17 protein-coding genes are annotated in these 17,985 nt (G+C 54.1%); 7 read left to right on the top strand and 10 right to left on the bottom strand.

Translation table 11 applies throughout. The features are described 5' to 3' along the window. Position 1: 1 nt before the first annotated feature. The 3 genes from AABA21_RS21640 to AABA21_RS21630 all read left to right on the top strand — a co-directional run bounded on the left by AABA21_RS21640 (position 2) and on the right by AABA21_RS21630 (position 2,608). On the top strand, positions 2–1,177 hold the full coding sequence (locus AABA21_RS21640; RefSeq protein WP_338253596.1) for a M20 family metallopeptidase: 1,176 nt from the start codon (positions 2–4) through the stop codon (positions 1,175–1,177). A gap of 256 nt (positions 1,178–1,433) precedes the next feature. After that, positions 1,434–2,060 carry a hypothetical protein gene (locus AABA21_RS21635; protein ID WP_338253594.1) on the top strand — a complete coding sequence of 209 codons (627 nt, stop codon included), beginning with the start codon at positions 1,434–1,436 and terminating at the stop codon, positions 2,058–2,060. Between the two features lie 95 nt (positions 2,061–2,155). Continuing rightward, positions 2,156–2,608 carry a hotdog fold thioesterase gene (locus AABA21_RS21630; protein WP_338253593.1) on the top strand — a complete coding sequence of 151 codons (453 nt, stop codon included), beginning with the start codon at positions 2,156–2,158 and terminating at the stop codon, positions 2,606–2,608. A 10-nt stretch (positions 2,609–2,618) separates the two neighbouring features. Here AABA21_RS21630 and AABA21_RS21625 read toward each other — a convergent pair whose 3' ends face one another. The 6 genes from AABA21_RS21625 to AABA21_RS21600 form a co-directional block, all read right to left on the bottom strand. Then, positions 2,619–3,419 carry an HAD-IIA family hydrolase gene (locus AABA21_RS21625; protein ID WP_338253592.1) on the bottom strand — a complete coding sequence of 267 codons (801 nt, stop codon included), beginning with the start codon at positions 3,417–3,419 and terminating at the stop codon, positions 2,619–2,621. A gap of 349 nt (positions 3,420–3,768) precedes the next feature. Continuing rightward, a complete protein-coding gene (dnaA, locus tag AABA21_RS21620) occupies positions 3,769–5,325 on the bottom strand; it encodes a chromosomal replication initiator protein DnaA (RefSeq protein ID WP_338253591.1) in 1,557 nt (518 codons plus the stop codon). A 17-nt stretch (positions 5,326–5,342) separates the two neighbouring features. Beyond that, a complete protein-coding gene (locus AABA21_RS21615) occupies positions 5,343–5,729 on the bottom strand; it encodes a RidA family protein (protein ID WP_338253590.1) in 387 nt (128 codons plus the stop codon). A 224-nt stretch (positions 5,730–5,953) separates the two neighbouring features. Next, the gene (locus AABA21_RS21610; protein ID WP_338253589.1) at positions 5,954–6,916 is read right to left on the bottom strand and encodes a protein kinase domain-containing protein; all 963 of its coding nucleotides are present in this window, start codon (positions 6,914–6,916) and stop codon (positions 5,954–5,956) included. 149 nt (positions 6,917–7,065) lie between these two features. After that, the gene (locus tag AABA21_RS21605; RefSeq protein WP_338253588.1) at positions 7,066–8,355 is read right to left on the bottom strand and encodes a TolB family protein; all 1,290 of its coding nucleotides are present in this window, start codon (positions 8,353–8,355) and stop codon (positions 7,066–7,068) included. Between the two features lie 178 nt (positions 8,356–8,533). Then, positions 8,534–10,492, bottom strand: a complete 1,959-nt coding sequence (locus AABA21_RS21600; RefSeq protein ID WP_338253587.1) for an LCP family protein — start codon at positions 10,490–10,492, stop codon at positions 8,534–8,536. 468 nt (positions 10,493–10,960) lie between these two features. Between AABA21_RS21600 and AABA21_RS21595 the strand changes: the two genes are divergently transcribed. Next, on the top strand, positions 10,961–12,127 hold the full coding sequence (locus AABA21_RS21595) for a glycosyltransferase family 4 protein (protein WP_338253586.1): 1,167 nt from the start codon (positions 10,961–10,963) through the stop codon (positions 12,125–12,127). A 63-nt stretch (positions 12,128–12,190) separates the two neighbouring features. On the opposite strand, the gene map is transcribed toward AABA21_RS21595, so the two are convergent. From map to AABA21_RS21575, 4 genes are all read right to left on the bottom strand, one after another. Next, positions 12,191–13,018, bottom strand: a complete 828-nt coding sequence (gene map, locus AABA21_RS21590) for a type I methionyl aminopeptidase (protein WP_338253584.1) — start codon at positions 13,016–13,018, stop codon at positions 12,191–12,193. A gap of 101 nt (positions 13,019–13,119) precedes the next feature. After that, positions 13,120–13,665, bottom strand: a complete 546-nt coding sequence (locus tag AABA21_RS21585) for an O-acetyl-ADP-ribose deacetylase (RefSeq protein WP_338253583.1) — start codon at positions 13,663–13,665, stop codon at positions 13,120–13,122. 272 nt (positions 13,666–13,937) lie between these two features. Further along, complete coding sequence (locus tag AABA21_RS21580; RefSeq protein ID WP_338253582.1) at positions 13,938–14,252, bottom strand: HU family DNA-binding protein; 315 nt, start codon at positions 14,250–14,252, stop codon at positions 13,938–13,940. A gap of 329 nt (positions 14,253–14,581) precedes the next feature. Next, a complete protein-coding gene (locus AABA21_RS21575; RefSeq protein ID WP_338253581.1) occupies positions 14,582–15,640 on the bottom strand; it encodes an MBL fold metallo-hydrolase in 1,059 nt (352 codons plus the stop codon). Between the two features lie 351 nt (positions 15,641–15,991). Between AABA21_RS21575 and mraZ the strand changes: the two genes are divergently transcribed. The 3 genes from mraZ to AABA21_RS21560 all read left to right on the top strand — a co-directional run bounded on the left by mraZ (position 15,992) and on the right by AABA21_RS21560 (position 17,954). Continuing rightward, positions 15,992–16,399 carry a division/cell wall cluster transcriptional repressor MraZ gene (gene mraZ, locus AABA21_RS21570; protein WP_338253580.1) on the top strand — a complete coding sequence of 136 codons (408 nt, stop codon included), beginning with the start codon at positions 15,992–15,994 and terminating at the stop codon, positions 16,397–16,399. Between the two features lie 57 nt (positions 16,400–16,456). Beyond that, positions 16,457–17,449 (top strand): 16S rRNA (cytosine(1402)-N(4))-methyltransferase RsmH, encoded by a 993-nt coding sequence (gene rsmH, locus AABA21_RS21565; RefSeq protein ID WP_338253579.1) that lies wholly within the window; start codon positions 16,457–16,459, stop codon positions 17,447–17,449. 88 nt (positions 17,450–17,537) lie between these two features. Further along, positions 17,538–17,954: a septum formation initiator family protein gene (locus AABA21_RS21560; RefSeq protein WP_338253577.1), complete on the top strand. Its 417-nt coding sequence runs from the start codon at positions 17,538–17,540 to the stop codon at positions 17,952–17,954. Positions 17,955–17,985: the final 31 nt, after the last annotated feature.

Genomic DNA, 17,985 nt, shown 5'->3' with positions numbered 1-17,985 from the left:
TATGTCACAGACCGCTACCTATGCACAGAGCTACCTCGCGAGTTTTCAATCCTACCAGCAAGAGTACCTCCAACGGCTAGAGACACTGGTGAATATCGACTCGGGAACCGGCCAGATCGAGGGCGTAAACCGCATTATGGATCTGCTCCAACAATGGTTGACCGAGTACGATTTCGCGGTCAGCCTGCACGAATCAGCCGGTTATGGCAACAATCTGCTGGCCCGGCGCAAAGGGAAGGGGCAGCGGCGTATCCTGCTCATGGGGCATGTCGACACCGTTTATCCGGCCGGAGCGGTTCAGGAGCAGCCGTTTGCTATGCGTGATGGGGTCGCGGTGGGTCCCGGCGTGCTGGATATGAAGTCGGGTGTCGTTATGGCTATGTACGCGGTTCGCGCCTTGCTTGAAGCTGGTTTTGACCAGTATGGCGAGCTGGTCCTGCTTTTCAACAATGATGAAGAGGTTGGCTCACCGGGTAGCATCCCTTTGATCCGCGAGACCGCGCGCGAGATTGACTATGCACTGGTGCTGGAGCCGGCGGGCAAGCAGTCTTCCTTAACCCATTCGCGCAAGGGGACCGATAAGTATATGCTGGAGGTACGCGGTATTTCTGCCCATTCGGGTGTTGAGCCTTTCAAAGGTCGTTCGGCCGTTGTTGAGCTGGCGCACAAGATCCTGGCCATTCAGAATCTGCACGCTACTTTTCCGGGGGTCACCTTTAATATTACCAGGCTAAGCAGTACCGAGCCCTTAAATGTCATTCCTGATATGGCGCGGTGCTATCTTTCTGTACGCTCGTTTAGTCGGCGTGGATTGGATGCGGCCGCGGCTGTGCTGCAGACGATCGCTGCCAATAGTAGCGTGCCCGATACCATCACCACGCTGACACGCAATCCCGGTCGCCATCCTTATGAGCCTACGGCCGCGGTTCAGCGCCTGGTCGAGCTGGCAAGGCTGGAAGGCGAGGCTCTGGGGATCGAGCTGAAAGCCGAGCCAAAGGGAGGCGTATCTGACGCCAATATCTTGATGGACGCCGGCGTCCCCACGCTGGACACGCTGGGCCCGGTAGGTGGTGGAATGCATAATCTGGATCGCGAACACATGCAGATCAATTCTTTCACGGTGCGTGGCCCCCTGCTGACCGGCCTGATCCAGCGCCTGTGCCTGCCCGAGGAATAAAAAAGGTGCACCTAAAGTATTGTTGATGAGTTGCGTGTTGGGGTGCGCTTAGTAGCTCAAGCACCATGACCCATTATGTATGTGTGGTATGCCGGGGCGCTCGGCGCCCCGGCATACCACACATACATAATATCTCCGCGCCGCAGGCGCGGAGTATAAAAAACCAAAGGTGCGAACCTTCTTGTTGCTTTCGCTTCCTGACGCTATGATATGTATACAGAGTTTTTTCATTTGTTCTCAAAGGAGTTTCTTTCACATGGAAGCGTTTATCTTCCTGCTTTACGTTGTTCCATTTCTGCTGCTCGTGTATGGCGCGTTCATGTTGTATATACGGCCCCCGAAGGCGGTCTGGCTGGCTTCACTGCTGGGCGGCCTGGTCATGGGCGTTGTCAATATAGCTGTTGATCTGCTCGCGTACACTGCCCACTGGTGGCACTACACATTTGTACAATCGGCCCTGCACAATCCCAACGACTTTCAACAGCATCTTTCCAACCTGTTCATGGGATCTCTGAATACGTTGCACATTCCCCTGCCATTTTATCTGACGCCGATCTTTATTTATGGCAGCCTGGGCTATCTACTCATCTGGCGCTTCTGGTCCGGGAAAGCACGCTGGTTCTCCTGGGTCTTGCTGATTGGTATCCCCCTGTTCAGTATGTATCGTGATATCCAGGGCGGCCTCACCAATGGTTCTTACCAGGTGTGGGAGAACGTGCCGGCAGCTACTGTGGCCACGATCGTGATGTGGCTAGTGGCTTTCTTCCTGGGCTTCATGCTCTTCTGGTGGCGCGCCAGAAAAACACCTTTTGTCGCCCCGGTCGAGGATGGGGAAGCAAACCGGGTTTCCGCGTCAAAGCATGCCTCGACCATGTCTAAATAAGTAAGTGCATGGGGCAACACCATGGGCGGGGTGCATCCGCATCCTGCCCATGGTGTTGCCCCATCCATTCATAAACCAGAGGAGGGTCCATAGGAATGGATGCCACATCGCAGGAGATGCTAGAACGTTTAAATGCCAGCAGCCAGGGGACCGTGCTGGAAGCGCTGGGTATCACTATAGTGGAGGCTAGCCGGGAGAAGGTCGCGGCCTCCATGCCGATCGCCGCGAAACACCTGCAGCTAGTCGGCTATTTACATGGAGGCGTCTCGGTCGTACTGGCGGAGACGGTAGCTTCGTTGGCCAGCGTGATGAACATTGATAGCGCGCGGCAGATGGCCTTTGGACTGGAGATCAACGCCAACCATCTGCGTCCCAAGCGCGATGGCGAGCTGCTTGCGGTGGCGACACCGATCCATCTGGGCCGCTCCACCCACGTCTGGGATGTGCGCATCACAGATGAAAGAGAGAAGCTCATCTGCGTCTCGCGCTGTACGGTCGCGGTGGTGGATCGTCCTCCGGATGGAGGCGATCCGTTGTTGCGAAAATAAGCTGACCGCTTTAGCCTTGAATCTGCTGCATGACGGCGGCCAGGTCAGCATAGACATAATCTGGATGGAGGGTAGATTTCGCCAGGCTCTGGGGGGTATCTTTGCCCGAGAAGACCAGCATGGTTCTGGTGCCTGCGGCGACCCCGGCCTGGATATCTACCCCCAGGTTATCCCCGATCATCACCGTCTCTTCCGGGCTGCTATTCAGCTTGCGCATCGCCTCCTGGAGGAGCGCGGGCTCCGGTTTTCCAATCACTTCCGGCATCGTTTCGCTGCCAGCCTCAATCGCGGCCACCATCGTTCCGCAGCCCGCTGTCAGGGCACCGCCCGCAATCGGCAGCAGAGGATCGCGATTGATGGCGATGAATGCAGCGCCCTTGCGAATCGCCAGTACCGCCTCCGTGAGCTTCTTATAGTTAAAATAGCGATCGAGCCCTACAAAGACCACATCTGTGCTCTGCCAGTCGTCGTTGGCTACCTTGAGCTGATGCTGCGTCACCAGGTCAAACAATGGTTGTTCGCCGATCACATAGACCGAAGCGTCGGGGAAGCGATGCTGAATGCTTTGCACAGCCGCCTGCGCGGCTCCCATCACATGGCTGGGATCGGTTTGAATGCCCAACCGCCCCAATTTGCCCACCACCTGAGTCTCGCTGGCAAAGGAATTATTGGTTAAGAACAGGTATTTTTTCGCGTTGGCGTCCAGCCAATGAATAAATGCCTGCGCGCCAGGCACGAGGGTCTCACCGCGATAGACAACGCCATCGAGGTCGATGAGGTAGGTTGTGAGGTCTTGTATTTGTGGTAACATGCTCGCATCGTTCTCCCAAAAATATATAAACAATTGTGATTGTGCCCGTCGGCGCCGGGTTTGCCTCCGGCTTGCTCGCCCCGCCTGCGGCGGGGAGGAAATAGGAGAGGAAGGAATCTGGGGGACACCCCCAGACCCCCGGCAGGAGGGGCTGACCGCCCCTCCTGCACCTCCCCGCTTTATGCCGGCTTTGTGTGCGTGGCGGCCCCCCGTAGGTGCCGGGCTTGCCCCGGCTTTTTCCTTCGCCTGCGATCCGTACCCAGTATACCACAGGGATTGAGCCACAAACGGGAAGCGCTCCCGCTGTCGCCGTGGCGACAGCGGGAGCGCTTCCCGTTTGTGGCTGGTTTTATTCGCGCATGAGCTGATCACGGATCGCCAGGATCTCGCGGCGCAAGTTTTGATTAACGTTGATGGTGCGATCGATCTTTTCGCATGAATGCAGCACGGTGCTGTGGTCGCGGCCACCAAAGAGCTGGCCGATCTCCAGCAGGGAGGTAGAGGTCTCCTGGCGGATGAGATACATAGCGATCTGGCGCGGCGTGACGATATATTTATCGCGCTGCTTGCCGCACATGGCTTCCAGCGAGATATGGTAGTAGTCGGCTACCGCCTGTGCGATCTGACGGCTATTCAGGGTCGGTTCGCGATTATCCGTGCCCAGAGAGGAGATGGCCGAACGTGCTACATCCATCGTCAGATCGACGCGATGCAACTGCTGATAGGCCATCAGGCGATTCAGGCAGCCCTCCAACTCACGAATATTGGTCTGGACCCGGCTGGCGATATAGGCGATGATCTCATCGGGCACATGGTAATGCAAGAGATCGGCCTTGACGCGCAGGATGGCCATCCTGGTCTCCAGATCTGGCGGCTGGATATCGGCGATCAAGCCCCATTCGAAGCGCGAGCGGAGCCGCTCCTCCAGGCTCAAGATGGCCTTGGGAGGACGATCGCTGCAGATCACGATCTGCTTGCTCATCTCGTACAGGCTGTTAAAAGTATGGAAGAACTCTTCCTCGGTCGACTCTTTGCCGGCGATAAACTGGATATCGTCAACCAGCAGGATATCGACCGAGCGATACTTGGCGCGAAACTCTTCGGTGGTACGATAGCGGATGGCGTTGACGATCTCATTGGTAAACTGTTCGGACGAAACATAGAGGACCGCCAGACCTGTCTGCACCCCCTGATGACCGATGGCATGCAGCAGGTGGGTCTTACCCAATCCGACTCCTCCGTAGAGGAAGAGGGGATTATAGGATTCACCAGGCGCCTCCGCGACCGCCAGTGAGGCGGCATGCGCCAGGCGATTACTATTGCCAACGATGAATGCATCGAAAGTGTAGCGTGGATTCAAACGATTATGGGCCAGCATGTTGGCGCGCTGCTCGTTCTCCCAATCTTCCAGCGTCTCAGGCGAAGAAGAGGAGTAGGCGAACTCGGACTGCGTTGGTGGGCGTGCCGAGGCATTAGCTGAGGCATTGTCATAATACGCGTTGTTCGCGTTATGGTTCGTGTGCGGAGGCCGCGCATGGTGGCCGGGGCGTGGAGCCTGTTGCGGCTCGTGTTCCCGCTCATGCATGGGCGGCATCGTCTCTGCCACAGGCTCGGACTGAGTCGAGGGTCTCACAATGAGAAGCGCCGGCTGACCGAGTACATCTTTTAATACATCCTCTAGCAGGTTTTGCCAGCGGGTCTCAATGATTTCCCCGGCCAGATCATTGGGAACCTGAAGGGTAAAGGCCAGCAGACCCTGCTCGGCCGCATCAGGCGCGATGTCATGCAGTGCTTCGGCAGACAACTCAACTAGATGTGCATCCTGCAACCAGGTCTTGGTCAATTCATCAATGGGCGTGGTGTCCAGTTGTGCCAGGGTCGTGCGCCAGATAGTCGCGGTATTCACCGTTATCCCCCCATGCACTAGTCTTGAGCGAGCGCGACACACTCAATTTCAACCAGCGCTTTGCGAGGCAGTTCAACGACCGCGACCGTCGAGCGCGCTGGTGCAACATCGCCAAAATAGGTGGCGTAGACCTCATTCATGGCCTGGAAATCGCTCATTCGCGTCAGAAAAACAGTGGTCTTGATGACGCTATTTAGGGAGGCACCGGCAGCCTTCAACACCGCTTGCAGATTTTGTAGCACGCGATGTGTCTGTGTCTGGACATCGTCGCCAACCATTTCGCCCGTGGCCGGATCAAGGGGGATCTGGCCGGACGTATAAACGAATTGTCCATAGCGAATGGCCTGGTTATAAGGGCCAATGGCTGCTGGAGCTTCGGATGTGCTAATCTGTGTGTATTCCATGTGCATTTCCCATCATTGGGCAAGTAGACGCGAATGCTATCTTGCGCTGAATATAAATTGAAAGTAGTTGGGTGTTTCCCAGTTTTATGGGAGACACGTTGTTTTTGCGGAGGGCGCTTGCGCGCCCGGTCCTTTTTATCCTGTGATGGAGAAATGTGCTCAATGAGCACATTTCTCCATCACAGGATAAAAATGTATCGCCTGGTTTTGCCTTTTCACATAACTCAGAATTGACTGTGTCCTGCGGGTGGGTAGTGGCCTTGCCCATCGTTGAAACGTGATTGATAGGATTGTTGGCCGACCGGCAATGAGGCTGACTTGCTACGTGCGAGCTCTTTCGCGCATGCCCGCAAGGCTTTTTGCATCTCCGCTGCTGAATTAAACCGTTCGGAGGGCTCTTTTTGCAATGTTCGATTGACGAGCTGCTCAAGTACGGCGGGAACCTGTGGGCTGAACTGGCGCAGCGGTGGTGGATTTGTTGACGCATGCTGCATCGCGATGGATACCGCGGTCGGACCCACAAAGGGAGGTCGACCGGCCAGCATCTCAAACATCACCACGCCCAGCGAATACAGATCGGAGGACGCGGTCAGGGTTTCGCCGCGCGCCTGCTCTGGTGACAGATAGTCAGCCGTGCCAAGCACGATGCCGCTATTGGTTAAGCCCGCATCCTCCGCCACGCGCACAATACCAAAGTCGGTAAGTTTCACCCATGCGCCCCCGTCACTGAGGCTGCCCGCGCCGCCGCTCCACGCTAACATGATATTTTGTGGCTTAATATCGCGATGAATAAATCCGCGCGCATGCGCAACCTGAAGCACAGCACAGACCTGGGCCGCAATCTCTATCGCCTCACGAGGTTGTAATTGGCGGCGTTGCGCGATCAGTTGTTTTAGGGTTGGGCCGTGAATATACTCCATCACCAGAAAATACTGGCCCATTTCTTCTACAAAATCGTAAATAGTGACGGCATTCGGATGTGCGAGCGCGGCAGCAGCGCGAGCTTCACGGCGGAAACGCTCGACTGCACGAAGATCATTTTTGTCCAGGGAGCGCAACACTTTAATCGCGACAATGCGCTCTACCCGGTGATCCCAGGTTTTGAAGACGCTCGCCATACCACCAGTAGCGATATGCTCACGAATCTCGTACCGTCCAGCGATCAGTGTGCCTTCAAATTGGTTCAACGTCTCACCTCGAGCGACCTGGGCGAATACTTTATAAGAAAATTTAACTTCAGAGGGTAGTATACCATTAATGAGTTATGTCGTCGAGTGTTACATGACCAGCGTCTATCTGCTAATTTTTCTCTTTGCAAGCGATGGGCAGGCATAGGTTATCGGCTCCAGGCCGCGCGGGAATCGGCGTCCAGGTTCCCATTCGTCTGCGTGAGCTGCGTGATGCTATTCTTATCGATGCTGTACGCCCCAGTCTTCGGATTTTTGACGATCTTTGCCAGCCAGAGGTCAAAGATGTTGTCGTGATAATCGTAATAGACGATCTGTGACCCATCCGGTGACCAGACAGGCTGGCTGATGTACTGACCCGTCATCAGCTTTGTCGATTGCCCGTAGTCTGAGAGTCCCTTTTTGGTGTTGGCGGCGTTGTTGGGATCAAAGGCTGGATTGTTGGGATCGCTGGTGACGCCGTTAACGACCGGCATGGTGTACAGGCTCATGTGGGTAGCATCCTCGCGCCGCACATAGATCAGTGTGTTGCCGTCGGGCGAAAAAGCCGGTTGCATATTGGTCAGATCGGCCTTCTCAGGGGTGAGCGCGACGCCCGGGTCATACTCGCCACCATAGACTCCTGGATGATATTTAGGATTATATGGGTTGGGGTCTTGTTTGATGCTATTCTGAATGGCATTGGTATCGATGATATTGATCTGGATCGCCAATCTGGACCAGTCAGGTGGCGTATATTTGTAGCTGGTGTAGACCAGTTGGTTTGCATGCCCGGGACGATACATTGGATCACGCAGACCGCCCGCCCCGATAGAGGTGTAGGCCACGGCCTGGGCGCTCTCCATATCGTCTACGGTAACCAGTTTTTTAGCGTGGATGGACATTTTAAAGACCTGCAGGTCAAGGATGTCCGCGTCGTAATTACCGACTATGGCGGGATCCCAGTAGTGTTTCTGATTGTCGCCTAAGAAATAGATATGCTCATTATCTGGATCCCAGGCGGGCTGGGCGAACCAGTGGTATGTGCTGAGCACAGAAGCTCCGTTGGGAGTAAATTTTCCGTAGCCAGTGGCGATGATGGTTGGTTTGCCGCCGCTGGTAGGCATATACGCCAGGTCCGAATAGTCCTTGTAATGGATGGTGAACGCGATGAACTTGCCATTGGGTGAGACCGCTGGATCGCGGACATCCATTCCTTTGGTAAGCTGCATCAGATGCTCTTTATTTTTCCCATCCAGCATGTAGAGATTGCGGTTGAGGGTGAAATATATCTTTCCTTGAAAGGCCGCCTGTTGGGAATTGATTTTGACGTCGCCATTTTTGCCCGTTGTCACGCTTTTATAGTTGGTGTCGCCACCCCCCAGCCCCAGGCAGCCTTGCAGGCTCATGGAGAGCAATGCAAAAACAATGATCAGTTTCCACAGTGGATATTTTTTCATACTAGCTCTTGTAATCATCTCTATAAAATGATGGTGCACTGGTGAGCAGCGCACCAGGAAACATTGTGCTCAGACTATATAATGCATCTCACTGTAACACTATCGCAATTATTCTTTAGGATAGGAGTACTTTCTATGTCATCGGGGTACCCGCTATAGCATAAAAAGCACCGGCCTGCTATTTCCCCATGGCATTGAATGAGCCAGAAACGGTGAGAAGCATCAGGTCCATCAAATTGCTAAAGATCGCCTTATTGGAAACGATGGCGTTCCCTGTGCTCAGGCTGGTCAGCTGATAAGTGGAACCAGCCAGGCTGGCGCCCTTATCTACCGAGGCGGTGGCCATAGCAGGGCTGGTTCCCGAAGGCTGTATGCGGGCCACGCTTGTACCGGTGTTGCCTGGCATAGAAGCCTGTGGAATACAATTTGGCGTAACGCCAAACATGGCATGAATTTTCGCCGTGATGGCCGGGCAAATGGGTGCGTAGTTAGTGCTGCCTGCGATCAGATTTGAATACCCCTGTGTGAAAGAGACGCGATCCACCTTGTTGACGTCGACATTCTTGGCGATCTGGGCGAAGGAGGCCAGCTGTGAGACCGTTAGGTCGGTTAGCAGGTAGCCATCCAGGTCGCTTAAGATAGTGGGCGCCTTGGTAACGATATCCGTTCCGCTCAGTTTGACCTTAATCTGGCTCAAGATCTGCTGTTGACGCTGGGTACGGCCGAAGTCTCCACCCAGGTCAGCATGGCGTGAGCGGACATATTCCAGGGCGCCAATGCCGTTAAAATGCTGTGGGCCTGGCGCGATATCGAGGCGCTTATAGTTATAGGCATTGGGACTATTATTGGTGTCATCGGGATAGGCATCATCGACCACCGGGCGCATGGCGTCGATATCTACTCCGCCGATCGTATCAATGACCTTGATAAAGCCCTGCAGACCCACCCAGGCGTAGTGGTCGATATGGATGCCGTAGTTCTCCTCAATCACATCCATGGTATGCCCGGCGGCGCGCTGCACTTTCTCTTTCGTGGTCTTACCCTGCCAGCCATTTTCAAATATCTGGTCAATTTTGGTCTGTCCGCCCAGAATCTGGTCTGAGACCTGCATATCGCGTGGAATGGAGAGCATACCAACATAATTTGTCTTTGGATCAATGGTAATAATGATCACGGTCTGGGCCAACGGCTTGCCGGTCGCTATATCATTCCCTTTGCCATCGGTATCGCTTCCCAGCAGCAAAATATTTGTGCGCTGCGTCAGAGGATCGGCATTCACCGGCTGCTGAGATGTTTTGTTCTTGCCGTTGATATCGTGCAGGGCGCCATTGCCGGTGATATCATTGACCGAATTGGCGAAGTTGATCTGATAATAGGCAAAGGCGCCCCCACCGGTAATGACCAGGAAGGCCAGAATGGCAATCACCATGCGGGTCCAGATCGGGATGCGCCTGCGATCATTGGTTTTTCCTGTTTGGGACGGACCCGACGCCATGTAGGGAGGCGCGCCCGAGGCCGGCCGGTTATAGTTATCCCAGCTATTTCTGCTCACAGTCGCTGGAGCCGCGGCGGGATTCGGCCACTGACCGCTACCGATGCCTGGCTGGCCCTGCGCTGGATTGCTCAGCTGTCCCGTCGTTGGACGCTGTGCGTACCCATTAAGATCACGTGTGATCCGTGGTCGTTGAGGTGTCAGAGGGGGACCCGCAAAGGTGGGTTGTGCCGGTGGTACCGCTGGATACTGCCGCAGGCTTATCTGCGATGGCGGAATCATATCTGGAACGGCGGGCTGATAGGATGTTGGTACCGCATCAGCAGGAATTGAAAACGACCCGGCACGAGAGGATGATATGCCCTGCTGGGGTGCAGGCCTTGGCATCTGACGTTGACTCAGCGGATCGGTTGCAGGTTCATTTCTTAAGTTGTCTGTGCGCACAGCGTTTTGATCTTGAGGAGGCGGCAGTTGCCCCGTTTTCCACCTGGTGAGCAACCCGCTTTTATTCGCTGAAGGACCCTGAGGCTGTTCCTCAGCTGTATTATTTCCACCTACATTTTGTCCAGCCGCTGAACCCGGCGGTGATCCCGGCTGGTTCGCGATGCCATCCCGCGAATGCTTATGCACAAATTGATTTTTCACCTGCTATACCCGCTTCCTATTCACTGAATATATATCATAGCTCTTTGAGCTTTCTCCCCCTCCCAAATATACTATAGCCACCTGCTAGCCCAAATCCTTTATGAGCCTTATATGCTTTATGCATAATATGACACCATGGTACACAAAGAAGTATTTGCTACACAGTATAACGAATGGTAGAGTAAATCTTCACGAAAACGACAGTTTTCTCATCCATGTACTGGGACTAATTGGTAATATGTGAATGTATCTATTTAATAGCCCGTTAGCCTGTGTTTTACATAACCCTAAACAAGCCTTAATTATCCTCTAAATACAACGTGTTACTGTTGATGTGGGGTACATCGGTCACCCATTTGTCTAACCGCGTCATGCTGATTAGCATAGTGTTTCAAGCTCGTTTTTCGAGTTATATATGTGCTTTAAGCATGCCGTTATTCGCACATCGATAAGCAGGTGGTGAACCTCATGCGTGTTGCCGTCATTACAGAAAATTTTCTGCCCAAACTAGATGGCGTTACCAGAACAGTATCGCGTTTACTTGAACATCTCCATGCCAATGGTCACCAGGCGCTCCTGCTGGGTCCTGATTGCGGTATGGACGAATATGCTGGCGCGGAAGTGGTAGGGACAGCTGGATTGCCTTTTCCTTTTTATCCTGAGCTCAAATTTAATTTTTTCCGGCCATTGTTCGTGCGTCGCTTGCTCGAATTTCGTCCCGATATCATTCATGCCGTCGACCCGGTGATCCTGGGCGCAACGGGGCTGGCGGCTGCGCGTTTTCTCAACATACCGATCATCTCTTCTTATCACACGAATTTGGCCGCATATTGTGGTCACTTTGGTTTCTCTTTATTAACGCGGCCGATGTGGCTCTACAATCGATTCGTGCACAACCAGTGTGTGTTGACCTACTGTCCCTCGGCCTCTACAGCCAGGATGCTGACCAGTCAGGGCTTTGAGCATCTGCGCATCTGGCCACGCGGAGTCGATAAAGATCTGTTCGCGTCCAAACGCCGCAGCGAAGCCTTACGGGCCGCATGGCTGCGCGGGCGCAGCGTGCCGGAGGATAAGAGCGTCCTGCTCTACGTTGGCCGTGTCTCCTGGGAGAAGAATCTGCGCCTGCTGATTCAGGCGTATAAAGAGATGGACCATTCACGCTGTCACCTGGTTATTGTGGGTCAGGGGCCCGCCTACAATGAGGTCCAGCATGATCTCGAAGGCTTGCCGGTAACGATGACCGGCTACCTGAGTGGTAAGGATCTGGCCACAGCCTATGCCTCCGCCGATATATTCGCCTTCCCATCCTATACAGAGACCTTTGGCCAGGTCGTATTGGAGGCTATGGCGTCTGGTCTGCCTGTCATCGGCATTCATTCAGAGGGCGTCTGTGACCTGGTGACACATGGGCAGACGGGTCTGCTGCTATCGGCTGAAGGATTGAATGACCACGCTCAGGTGGCCGGTTATCGTGATGCCCTTACAAGGTTGGTGCAGGACAGAGAAGAGCGCCTGATGATGGGGCGGCGGGCGGAGAGCGAGGCGGCCCGGCGCTCATGGCATGAGGCGATGGAATGCATGGTACAGGGGTACCGGGACGTTGTGGCCCGTTCTCAGATCCTTATTGCCGCCTAGCTTACCTCCACCGGGCCTTGCCGAACGCTTCTCCGGTTCAATATCAGACGCAAAGCGGGATGCTCAGAGCGTTTTCTCTGGTAGTGCCCAGGCTTTGCCGTCTGGTCTGGCGGTCAGCACCTGTACCCCGGACGGCGTAATGGCCAGCGTATGCTCAAAGTGGGCGGCGGGCCGGCCATCTGCCGCTACCAGGGTCCAGTGATCGGATAGCATTCTGACATGGCGGGATGACATGCTTACCATCGGTTCAACCGCGATGACCACGCCCGGCTGCAGTTCAAAATCGCCCAGCGCCTGATATTGTAAGGTAAAATAGTTGGGAACCTGCGGCATCTCCCACATCTCACGACCGATACTATGTCCCACCAATCCCTCTACCACAGCGAAGCCGGCCTGTGTCACATATGCCTCCATGGCGCGCGCCACCTGGCTCCAATATTGTTTTTGAGGGATCAGTTCGATGGCGAGGCGGAGTGCCCCCTCGGTTATTTCCAGCAGACGCCGCGTGTCAGGATTGATCTCGCCGACGGCGTGCGTGACGGCCGCATCACCGCACCAGCCCTGGAAACGCACCCCTGTATCGATGCTGACGATATCCCCTTCCTGTAGCTGACGTGGACCGGGAATACCATGCACCAGTTGCTCATTGACCGAGATGCAGGCGACCGCTGGAAATGGTACCCTACCTGTACGATCCGGTACCCCCTTGAATAGTGGCTCGGCATGCTGCTCGAGCATGAAGGCCTCCATAGCCGCATTGATCTCGCCGGTCGTTACGCCCGGTCGAATCAGGGCCGCCGCGATCTGGTGTGCCTGCCAGGTCAATAATCCGGCCTGCCGCATCAGTGCAATCTCTTCCTCAGACTTTAAATTTGGCTCGCGCGATTGCATATATTCTTACTATCCCTCTGTATGAAAAATAATTCAAATTTATCTATATATCATATATTTTTCTATACAATGGCGGCAAATCGGCGCTGCATATTTCACAGTCAGGCCTGGTCGCCGCCCAACAACTTGCGCAGGGCTTGCTGATAAGCCTGGAGGGTACGCTGATCAAAAAGGATGAAGTAGACCTGTTTGAGGCTGGTGGGCTGTTGTAGATGGGTGATAACCGTGCGCAGGGCGATTGGTGCCGCCAGGTGGAGCGGATAGCCATAGGCGCCCGTGCTAAGGGAGGGGAAGGCGATGCTCTGCAACTGATGTTCTTCAGCCAGGTTCAGGCAGGTCTGGTAGGCGCTCGCGAGTAGCTGCGGCTCATTCCCACGGTCTTGATAGATCGGGCCGACCGCGTGAAAGATATAGCGGGCGGGCAGGTTGCCGGCTCCGGTAGCGACGGCGCTCCCCGTCGCGCAGCCACCGATCTGGCGGCATTCTCGCATGACAGTAGGGCCCGCGGCCCGGTGAATAGCTCCATCCACGCCACCTCCACCAGCCAGGGCCGCGTTGGCGGCATTCACGATGGCGTCGGCCTGCACATTGACGATATTGCCCTGTTGTAAGAGGAGGGTAGAGCCGTTGATGGTGTGTGTGCTCATATACTTTCCCCGCTAATTAATCAATCCTACCTGGACTGCGTATAACCGCGTAATAATGGAATAGCAGTACTGTTTCGAGCAAGGTATGAGATGGGTGGCGAGTGGATGGATGGAACATAGCCCAGAAAGCATCGGTGGCAACATCCTTCTCTGTGTTGCCCGTATAGAGGCGAATGCCAGGACACCGGCGCATGCCTGGTGCCGATCTCTCGCGGCTAATGATGCTTAGCGGGCTATGCATTGTATGGCAGTGAGAACAGAGTCACGACTTACTACTTCTTGAGAACAGCCTCCGAGAGTTCTTTGCCGGGGAAAAAGCGGACACGCTCTTTGGCTGGCACTTCGATTGGTTTGCGGTCGCGTGGATTTACCCCTTTGCGTGCGGCGCTTTGGCGAACTTTGAAAGAGCCAAAGCCTACTAGACGGACCTCGTCACCATTCTGAAGTGCTTCACGGATTGCCGTGAGGGTGGCTTCTAGCACCTCAGACGCCTGCTTTTGAGAAAGTTTCGCCTGCTTGGCAATGCGCTTAGATAGCTCTTGCCGGCCAACGGTTTGTGCCGCTGCCAGATCGGTCTTTTCGGCCATAGGTTCGATTTCCTCCTTGCAACTATCAACACACGTCGCTTGGTCGCCCAAATGCACTTTGCCGGGCTTGTAGAGCGGCGTCACAACCTCACTGCCGATTAGGAGTATAGCACGCGATTTTAAGAAATACAAGCGTCGCACTATCCCTAAAAGTAGGAAGTACAGCATGAATCAGCCTGAGAAGCCAATCTACCCCTCTATTCTCGGCTTAAAAAAATTGCAAAAAATCTCTATATAAGGTTGTTCTTTTCTAGAATATTGTACGATTGTAGTTAGCATTTCGATTCTTTAAACTCTTGCATTAGAAAGGTTATAACAAATCCTACTGCCTACTTTTGTAGCAATGTATCGGAAACGACATAATATAGAATGCCTGCTTGGGTCTGTTGTTGAATAAGTTGTTTTTTGAGTCGTAAATATTCCAAGTGAGCAACAATTTCTGCAACGGCAAGATGGAGGGCCTCGTTGCCCTTGAGACGGGCCCCGAATAGCTGTTGTGTCAGTTGAGTGGCAGGCTGAGGTTGTATTGCGAGTAAATCTGTAATTTGTTTTAATCGGCGCTGATGATGTTCAATAATCTCTGCAACGCGGTTGGTAAGATGGTCAAATGGATCACCATGTCCGGGTAAAACTCGTTGTGCGGGTAGTGCGGCAATTTTCTTCAATGATTGAAAATAGTCCGCGAGAGGATTGGGACGATCCTGAGGCGAATAAAGGCCAATATTTGGCGTAATGCGCGGCAAGACATGGTCGGCCGCCAGCAACACGCCATCGCGCTCACGCCACAGCCCTATCTGCCCGTCCGAATGGCCCGGGAGCCAGATGACGCGATAGTGGTCGTCGGCCAGTTCCAGCTGTTGCCCATCTGCCAGCGGGCGCATGGCAGAGGCTGGTGGTAGACGTAAAATAGTGCGTCGCATCTCCGGCGACATGCGTGTGTACCAGTGATCGGACGCTGGTAGACCATGGCGGGAGAAGAACTGGCTAGTTAATTCCAGGTGCGCCCGGGCGTTCGTGCCCCAGCTATCAAGCATACCTGAGCTATCCAGTGGATGCATCAGTATGGGGGCCGCGCTCAACTCATGGATCTCTCCCGATAGACCGATGTGATCTGGATGTCTGTGTGTGAGCACGATGGCTTGCAGCTGCTTGAAATCCAGACCAAGCTGCTCGATGGCGGTAAAAAACGCCTCGCGTGTATCCTGGCTGCCGAGCGCGGTATCCACCAGGACCCAGCCTGTCTGTCCGACCAGGGCGTAGACGTTGACCGTCTTGAGCGGTAGGGGAATCGGGAGGGTGATCTGCCAGATGTGGTCCGCAACCTCGCGGACCAGAGGGGATCGCTCCTGATCCCGGGCCGGAGATCCAGCTGGTTGTTGCTGTGTCATGGGGAACAGTCCTTTGGCGTATGTGCGCTCTACTAAAGAGAAGGTGCAAGTGGCTACTTGCAAAGATTTCGCAATTGAAATCTATCTTTTAGATTGTATTTTTCTTGAAATATAAATGTCAAAAAAAAGTTATCCACAAGTTATCCACGTGCCGGGGTAAAATTGGCCGCAAAGACTCTTTTCCCACATGCCTAAGAAGTGTTACAATGAAGTGGGGAAAAGTGGGGAATTTTGGTGAGTCTATAGTATTGGTGGTGGAGATAGGGAAGTATGGCAGAATAATGCTCAATTTCTGAAAGATTTCACTGTGGATATCCCGCAACTGCCGTTGAGAAAGTATGGAAGCTAGCTATGTTTCTAGGTGAGTACGAGCATACAATCGACACGAAGGGGCGCATGGCGGTTCCGGCCAGGTTTCGCTCACAGATAGATAAGGGCGCGGTTGTCAGCAAAGGTATGGGAACATGCCTGTCTATCTATACCGCGGAACACTGGGAGCGGCGCTCAAATGAGTTGGTTGCGGGCTTGTCGAGCGACGAGCTGCGCGATTTCGAGCGGCGCATCTATCCCAGTGCCAGTGAAATTGATTTAGATGCACAGGGACGTATGGTAATCCCGGCTAAATTACGAGCCTATGCAAATTTAAGTAATGAAGTAACCGTGGTAGGCGTGCGAGACCATATTGAAATCTGGAATCGCGCGACCTGGCAGGAATATCAGGCACGACTCGATGCTGAAGGAAGCAATATTCCTTTTTAAATGACGTAAGCAATACATTACGGATTCGAATTCTAGATTTTTATCAATTTGGTGACAATGGAACATACACAACATGTGTCAGTCATGCCGAATGAGGTGCTGACATACCTCCAGCCAAAACCTGGAGGACTCTATATCGATGGCACGTTAGGTGGTGGTGGCCACACGGCGGCAATCCTGGAGCGCAGCGCTCCCGATGGCAAGGTTCTGGGTATTGATACCGATAGTCAGGCACTGGCCCGTGTGGGCGAACGCCTGGCTGAGTTTGTCGCTAATGGTCGCCTGGTTCTGGCACATGGTAATTTTTCTGACCTGGCACAGATTGTGGAACGGACTAGTTTTGGGGGTGGAAAGGGGGTGCAGGGTGTCTTGCTGGATCTGGGATTTTCCTCGGACCAGATGGACAATCCGGAGCGTGGCTTTGCTTTTAGCACGGATGGTCCATTAGATATGCGCCTGAATCAGGCGTCGCCGTTAACCGCCGCTGATCTGGTGAACGGTGCGAGCGAGCAGGAACTGGCGGATATCTTCTGGCGCTATGGTGAAGAGACGCGCTCACGCCAGATAGCACGGCGCATTGTGCGTGAGAGAGAGAAAGCACCTATCACGCGTACAGCTCAACTGGCGTCCTTGATAGCCGCCGGTGTACCACATAAGTATGGTGCCATTCATCCAGCTACGCGCGCATTTCAGGCTCTACGCATCGCTGTGAACGGCGAATTAGAGCGCCTGGAAGCAGTATTGCCGCAAATTGTGGATGTTCTCGAGGGAAAGACAAAGGGCGATGAAGAGGGGCACGGGGAAAAAGGGCGCATGGTGATCATCGCGTTTCACTCGCTAGAAGATAGAATCGTCAAGGAATATATCCGGCGCGAGGCCACCGATTGCCTCTGCCCGCCCCGCCTTCCTGTATGTATCTGTGGTCATAAAGCTCGTTTACGCAACCTGACAAGCAAACCTGTCACACCAGGTGAGCTGGAGATCGCCAGCAACCCTCGCGCTCGTAGCGCTAAATTGCGAGCAGCTGAAGTATTGCAGAATAATTCGTAGTGCGTCACATGTAGGGGTGTGTAAGGATGCGGAACTCTCTACACGGGCGTATCTGCAGAATAACGACCATCTCGAAGGAACGCAGCGTATGTATGGCCTGAAACAGCTCAATAACGAGGCCCGAAAAGAACGGCCGGTTGTACCCAGATCAGTGTTTGCGGCGAAAAGACGGCGTCAGTTGCGCCCCTTTTTCTTTCATATGGGGCCGGCGGCCTTATCGATTACCAGCGTGCTGCTGATCGCTTTGATGGCGGTGCTCTACCTGGCCCAGGTTGGCCAGTCAGCCGTCGCTAACCAGCAATTGCAGCAGATACGGAGCGAGCAGGCCACACTGCAACGAGAAAACCAGGACCTGGCCCAGACCATCGCCATTGAGCGTTCGCCCGCCTATATCAGCGAACAGGCGAAAAAGAACGGCCTGGTACCCGCTGACCCGGCGCATGTCAATGTCATTAAAATTCCCAATTTACAGCCCATCCATGATCCAGGACCCAATAATAATTAGCGCTATACAGAAAACTGGCTAACTGACTGAC

The sequence above is a fragment of the Dictyobacter halimunensis genome (assembly GCF_036245075.1).
This window is presented reverse-complemented; position numbering and strand designations above follow the sequence as displayed.

Bases quoted from the DNA above. Each gene is read 5' to 3' on its own strand.
- AABA21_RS21605 (WP_338253588.1), bottom strand. From the start codon at position 8,355: ATGAAAAAATATCCACTGTGGAAACTGATCATTGTTTTTGCATTGCTC.
- AABA21_RS21630 (WP_338253593.1), top strand. From the start codon at position 2,156: ATGGATGCCACATCGCAGGAGATGCTAGAACGTTTAAATGCCAGCAGC.
- mraZ (WP_338253580.1), top strand. From the start codon at position 15,992: ATGTTTCTAGGTGAGTACGAGCATACAATCGACACGAAGGGGCGCATG.
- map (WP_338253584.1), bottom strand. From the start codon at position 13,018: ATGCAATCGCGCGAGCCAAATTTAAAGTCTGAGGAAGAGATTGCACTG.
- AABA21_RS21635 (WP_338253594.1), top strand. From the start codon at position 1,434: ATGGAAGCGTTTATCTTCCTGCTTTACGTTGTTCCATTTCTGCTGCTC.
- AABA21_RS21615 (WP_338253590.1), bottom strand. From the start codon at position 5,729: ATGGAATACACACAGATTAGCACATCCGAAGCTCCAGCAGCCATTGGC.
- AABA21_RS21580 (WP_338253582.1), bottom strand. From the start codon at position 14,252: ATGGCCGAAAAGACCGATCTGGCAGCGGCACAAACCGTTGGCCGGCAA.
- AABA21_RS21575 (WP_338253581.1), bottom strand. From the start codon at position 15,640: ATGACACAGCAACAACCAGCTGGATCTCCGGCCCGGGATCAGGAGCGA.
- AABA21_RS21640 (WP_338253596.1), top strand. From the start codon at position 2: ATGTCACAGACCGCTACCTATGCACAGAGCTACCTCGCGAGTTTTCAA.
- AABA21_RS21585 (WP_338253583.1), bottom strand. From the start codon at position 13,665: ATGAGCACACACACCATCAACGGCTCTACCCTCCTCTTACAACAGGGC.
- rsmH (WP_338253579.1), top strand. From the start codon at position 16,457: ATGGAACATACACAACATGTGTCAGTCATGCCGAATGAGGTGCTGACA.
- AABA21_RS21625 (WP_338253592.1), bottom strand. From the start codon at position 3,419: ATGTTACCACAAATACAAGACCTCACAACCTACCTCATCGACCTCGAT.
- AABA21_RS21595 (WP_338253586.1), top strand. From the start codon at position 10,961: ATGCGTGTTGCCGTCATTACAGAAAATTTTCTGCCCAAACTAGATGGC.
- AABA21_RS21560 (WP_338253577.1), top strand. From the start codon at position 17,538: ATGTATGGCCTGAAACAGCTCAATAACGAGGCCCGAAAAGAACGGCCG.